The 6846-nt window shown below is 29.2% G+C and carries 2 protein-coding genes; one reads left to right on the top strand and one right to left on the bottom strand.

Annotated features, from left to right (window positions below):
* Positions 1 to 490: 490 nt before the first annotated feature.
* A complete protein-coding gene (locus H526_RS0124610) occupies positions 491 to 3271 on the bottom strand; it encodes a ligand-binding sensor domain-containing protein (RefSeq protein WP_027395387.1) in 2781 nt (926 codons plus the stop codon).
* Between the two features lie 206 nt (positions 3272 to 3477).
* Here H526_RS0124610 and H526_RS0124605 point away from each other — a divergent pair, with 206 nt between their 5' ends.
* Positions 3478 to 6810 (top strand): VCBS repeat-containing protein, encoded by a 3333-nt coding sequence (locus H526_RS0124605; RefSeq protein WP_155839774.1) that lies wholly within the window; start codon positions 3478 to 3480, stop codon positions 6808 to 6810.
* The last annotated feature ends 36 nt before the right edge of the window (positions 6811 to 6846 follow it).

Here is a 6846-nt window from a genome sequence, read left to right as displayed (position 1 = left end):
CACAAAACTTTTTTTGAAAAAAAATTAAAGTTTTTTTTGAACCCCGAACCAAATCTACAAAAGCATCTAAACCCCAGTAAAACCTAACTCAAACAAACAAAATCAATCTCAATGAACACAACAAAACAATATCCCGTTTTGCGGGTGCAAACATACAACCCTTTTTCTAATCAACAACAACTTTTTTGAAGAAAATTTTAATCTTTTTATAACAACCTAGAAACATACGATTTACACAAACAAAAAAAATAGAAAACAATCCACAATAAATCAAAACAATAATATCAAATTAAATAACAACCTGTCCTTATTATTATACCACATTAATAAAACAACTTAAAACATCCCATGAAATAACATATAATATATAAAGTAAAATATAAGCTATGCATAAAGGCTATTATATAACAACTGTGCTTCTAGCTATTACAACTAAAGTTATTGAAATAAAAATTGTCACTATTTAGGAAAGAACCAACAATTCTAACGTTTAGAATATCATTAAAAAATTAGTTAGATTACTTTCTGGATCTAATTCTAGCTTTTTTCGAAGTTTATGTCTATTAACATCGACACTCTGTGGACTTATTCCTAATAAAGGTGCTATTTCCTTGGAAGATAAGTTCATTTTAAGATAAGCACACAGTCTAAGATCTTTTGATGTCAAACTCGGATACTGTTTTGACAAACGTTCATAAAACTCTTGATGAGACTTATCAAAATTTATTTTAAATATTTTACTCTCTTTGTCGGTTATATAATATTCTACCAATCTTTTTAAGTCCATGTAATTACTATCATGAGATCTTGAATTAGGAGATTCTTGAATTTTCACAATTTTATCCCTAATCTTTTTTAAAATTTTATTTTTATTCAGATTAACATAAGCTATTTGAGTAAGTTCTCTACTTTTTGCTTTTACCTCACTTTCTAATTTAGAATTCTTTAGTTCGATTATCCTACGTTCTTGTTCTAACTTTTGCGCCTTATGTTCTTCTTCTTGTTTCTTTAGTTTTTCTTCTTTTAATTCAAGTAATTTCTTTTTTTGTTTTTTCATTTTATAACGATTGACAAAGCGCGCTATAAGAAGCATTCCTCCAATCAACAAAATATAAAAACAATATGCCCAAGATGTTCTATATAACGGAGGTTTTATAGTAAACGCAAAAGAAGACTCTTTTACAACTTCATCATACTTTGCTTTTACATAAAACGTATAATTACCTTCCTTCAAATTATACAATGTATGTTCTGTAGAAGTGGTCCAATCACTCCATTCTTGATCATTTAACTTTGATTGAAACGTAACTTTTTTACCATATATAGGCAAAGCATACCTTATCTTAAGGTCATTATCCTTAAAAGGTATATTAGATTCTTCTTCATAAGAAACTTTACTACCCACTGAAACAAAATCCCGAATTAAAACCTTTTCTCTTATATTTTCTAAAGGCGTCAAATTATCTCTAATATAAACTGAAAAGCCACTGTATATAGGAATAAGCTCATGCTTTTCATCTAATGTAAAAGCATTTAAAACATCTGGAACCAATTGATCTTGCAATTCTCTAAGATTGACAGCTTCCTTTTCATTCTCTATAACGACGCTCTCATTATCAACATACCAAGTTTCTCCATTTTTTTTTATAATTCTCGGAGAATATCCTTTTTTATCACCCAGTTCTCTCTTTTCAAAAGAATCACTATTTGATTTATACCGATATGAATAAAAACCTGAAGTAATCATTATCTCATTATCCACTTTAGACAATGACAATACTCCTCCTTCGAAATCACTTAAAGGAAAAAAACTTTCTTGCAAAAGTGTTTTACTCCTATAATCTAACCTAAACTTAAAAACACCTTCTGATCGCAGAGCTAACCATATATAATTATCTTCATCTACCTCCAGATATCTTACTGATTTACTAAATCCTTTAAGCTGATATTCTTGCCAACTCTCTTCTATTTTTTCATATAAGGACACTCCATTGTAATTTGGAGAAATAATGACATCCTCTTTATCCACCCTAAACGATCTAAAATCCCAGGCACCTTTACTAAACCCCATCTTTTTAAGAATCTTTCCACTCAATGTATAGGCTCCAGTATCATGACCAACAAAAACATTGTCATTAATTGAAACTAAGTTCCAGACCTGACCATTAAGTAACTGTTCAAAATCATCTTTATCTGTAATTGATTTCACATCTAAAGAATAAAGTCCTTGATTTGTTCCTATATAATAAAAACCCTCATCCTTTACAGCCGCATATGTAGTTCCTAATTTACCATAGTAATCATAAAAATATTTAAGAGAAGAATTTAGTTTTAAATAATCAACACCATAATCCAATGCCAACCAAAGGTTATGTTCATCATCTTGAAATATTGACAAAACAGTATTGTTTTGCAACCCCTTTAACTTATTAATATTTTCAACTTTTCTTGTCTCTAGGTCAAGTATATACAATCCATTAGAAACTGTCCCTAAAGCGATTCTTCCATCCTTCAATTTTAAAAAAGAAAAAATTTGTGCCTTTCTTACCTCATCCGACATAGCGAAATCCAAGGTTGTAATTTCACCATCACTCAACTTAAACAATCCCTTAGTATCACTAATTAGAATTAAATCATCACGGTCATCCGTTACACCAATAATATTTGCATTTAACTCATCATTATCATAAACCGGTAATAGACTTGTTCCTAACAACTTAAAAACTCCATGTTTATCGTCATTAACATACAAATCATCATCAATTTTATAGCTCCATTTAAAACAACAGGGAGCTGGAATTTTGGTAATGATATTGCCTTGATTTATATATAGATTCCCAAACGTTTGAAAAACAACTTCATCATTAATTTCATGTATCCTCCAATACTCCTCTGCGCTATCAGAAACACCTTTATCAACATTATTTAACAGGGAAACATCGTATGTGTTTTTTAATTGGTTTTTTAACAATCCAAAATGTCCATCAGCTCCAAAATAAATTGAATCTTTGTTCTTAACAAATAGACTTCTATTAACCATGGCATTATTGGTTGCTACAGAATTCCATTCACTTCCATCAAAGATTAAAACTTTATTTTCATTTGCTATATATATAATTCCATTTTCATCTTGTTCAATATCCCAAGATTGTGCACCAAACCCCATATTTTTAGTATCATAATGGGTAATCTTAGGTAAAATCTTATTTTCAATAGATTGTGAAAAAGAAAGAAATTGAAGTAGAAAAAGTAAAAAACAAATACGATTCATTAAATGCTATCTTTTGGGCTAAGGTAGTCTATCAAATATACTAAAAATTATCTTAACATATTTATTAAAAGACGATTAAAAATAATTTCAATAAAATATCTTAATTTTTGTGATTTAAAATAAAAACAAAAATATCTACATAAATAATGGCAAATCGTTTTGTAAAGTCCTATTTTTAAAGCTACAACACTTAAATGAAAAACAAAATGAAAATATTCCATACAAAATTCATTTTTTATACATTTTTAGCACTACTCTTTTTAAATTGTAATAAGAAAAAACAAACTAAATTATTTACACTAAAAAGTTCTAAAGAGACATCAATTAATTTCTCCAACACTTTAACAAATACATCAGATTGGAATGCCCTTAACTACTTATATTTTTATATTGGAGCTGGCGTAACAAGTGCTGACTTTAATAATGATGGCTTAACCGACTTATATTTTGTTGCTAATATGGAGAGTGACAAAATATATTTGAATAAAGGGAATCTGAAATTTGAAGACATTACTAAACCATCTGGAATAAACAATACAGATGGTTGGTCATCTGGTGTTACCCATGTAGACATCAATAATGATGGATGGTTAGACATCTATATCTCAAAACTTGGAAAACACAGAAATAAAAAAGGTAAAAATCTATTATACGTAAACCAAGGGCTCAATCAAAATGGAATTCCCGTTTTTAAGGAAGAAGCAAAAAAATATGGATTAGATATTATTGGTTTCTCTAATCAAGCTGCTTTTTTGGACTATGATCTTGATGGAGATCTGGACTTATATGTTTTAAACTATTCTGTATATCCGAAAAGAACATATGGAGATTCTAAAAAACGACTTGTTAAAGATTCTCTAGCTGGTGATAAATTTTTCATAAATGACAATGGAGTTTATAAAAATGCTACCAATGAATCAAGAATCTTTAGCAGTATTATTGGTTATGGACTTGGTGTATCCGTAAGTGATATAAACAATGATGGTTATCCAGATATTTATGTTGGTAATGACTTTTTTGAAAATGATTACTTATACATAAACCAAAAAGATGGAACTTTTAAAGATATTTTATCTCAAGATTTTAAAAAATTTGGTCATACTACTAACTTCTCTATGGGCAATGATATTGCTGATTTTAATAACGATGGTCGCATGGATATTCTATCATTGGATATGCTTTCTGATGATTTGCAAAGTTTAAAAACTACAGAAAGTGACATGAATTATCAAAACTTTAATCAATATCTAAAGAAAGGCTATCATCCTCAATTTATTAGAAACACCTTACAACTCAATAATGGAAACTTAAACTTTAGTGATATTTCATATCAGGTTGGTGTTTCTGGTACAGAGTGGTCTTGGGCTGGATTATTTGCCGACCTTGACAATGATGGATTTAAAGACATCTACATTACTAATGGAATATATGGAGCTACTAATGATAAAGATTTTGTTAGTTTCATTTCTAACGGAATTATATCAAATCAAATCAGTACAAATATGTCTGAGAATGATTTAAAATTAGTAGATCGATTACCAAAAAAACACACTCCAAATTATTTATTTAAAAACAAAAACGGTTTTGATTTTGAAGATGTCACCGACACTTGGTTTGAAAAAAAACCATCCTTTAGCAATGGAGCTGTTTACGTAGATTTAGATAATGACGGAGATTTAGATCTGGTCACAAATAATGTGAACGAAACTGCTATGATCATGGAAAACAACAGCAATACACTATCTAAAGAAAACAACTATCTAGCAATTGAATTTAATGGATCTACAAATAATAGGTTTGGTATTGGATCTAAAGTTATTGCTTACACAAAAAATCAAACTATTACTCAAGAAAATTACCCTTCCAGAGGATATATTTCTGCCGTTTCACCCAAAATACATATAGGCCTAGGACCTCATAACACCTTAGATTCTTTAATCATAGTTTGGCCCGGAGGATCTTTTCAAACATTAAAAAACATTAGTAGCAACCAATCATTAAAGGTGAATAAACAAGAGGCAAAGCATGATTTTTATGCAATAACAACTAAAAAAAATACGGAATCATTACTGACTAATGTTTCTCAAAAAATACCATACCGCCATAATGATAATAATTATAATGAATTTAATAGAGAAATTCTTATCCCATATATGAATACTAATCAGGGACCAGAAATTACTGTTGGTGATATAAACAGTGATGGTAATGATGATTTTTTCATAGGAGCTGCCAAAGGAAAACCTGCTCAACTATTTATACAAGGAACTGATGGAATATTTACGGCATTAAAAACCCCAGAAATAGACGAAACTTTTCAATCAGAAAATACAGACAACATATTTATTGATACTGATAATGATAATGATCTTGATCTTATTGTCATTAATGGAGGAAACGAAACTGGAGCAACAACTGATAATCTTTCCGTTTACTATTTCAGAAATCAAAATGGATCATTTATTAGAGATTATCAAAGCTTTAAAAACTTATCAATTAATGGATCAGTTGTCAAAGCATTTGATTTTGATAGTGATGGTGATCAAGATATACTTATAGGTTCTAATAGTATTCCTTCTGCATTTGGCATGAATCCTCAGAATTATATTTTTGAAAACGACGGAACTGGAAACTTTCTTGATGTAACAAAAACTATTGCTCCAGAACTCAATTCTATAGGATTAGTTCAGGATGTAACATTTGCGGATATAAATAATGATAACCAAGCGGATATTATAATAGCTGGATATTGGATGCCAATCCAAATATTTATTAATAAAAACAATATTTTCAAATTAGATAAAAAAAGTAACCTAAAAAACACATTTGGTTTCTGGAATTCTGTAAAAGCTAGCGATATTGATAATGATGGAGACATTGATATTATTGGCGGGAATTGGGGATTAAACACTAGATTAACTGCGAGTCAAGAAGAACCTATAACTCTAATGCTTAGTGATTTTGATGATAATGGAAAAATGGATCCTGTAATAACACATTTTTATCAAGGGACAGAAACGGTTTTTAACAATAAAGATGAATTGAGCAAGCAAATGCCTGTTATCAACAAAAGGCATTTATCTTATGCTAAATTTGCTAAGGCAAATTTCTCAGAATATCTTCCGGAACAAAAAATCAAAACTGCCATTAAAAAAAGAGTAACAGAACTACAAAGTTGTTATTTCTTAAACAATGGTAATGGTATTTTCTCGAAAAAAGCCTTGCCCAAAGAAGCTCAAATTTCCTGCATTAACACAATGTATATCGATGACTTTAATAATGACAATTACGATGACATCTTATTATCTGGTAATAATTATGAATTAAACACTCAACTATCCAGACTTGATGCTTTTCATGGAATGTTATTAATAAATGATCAGAAAGGTGGTTTTTTTAAGGATAATAAGAGCTTGTTTGAAATTCAAGGTCCTGCTAGGGATATTGAAAAAATTAAAATTAAAAATCAACAATATTATTTAGCCAGTATAAACAATGATAGTATTTGTGTGCTCAAAAAAAAATACCCCTCTAAATAATATCGTTTCTATAACAAATAAAAAATGCTGAAGATA

This window comes from Aquimarina latercula DSM 2041 (assembly GCF_000430645.1).
GTDB lineage: Bacteria > Bacteroidota > Bacteroidia > Flavobacteriales > Flavobacteriaceae > Aquimarina > Aquimarina latercula.
The sequence above is the reverse complement of the archived record's forward strand: the minus strand, read 5'-3'. Positions and strand labels throughout refer to the sequence as shown.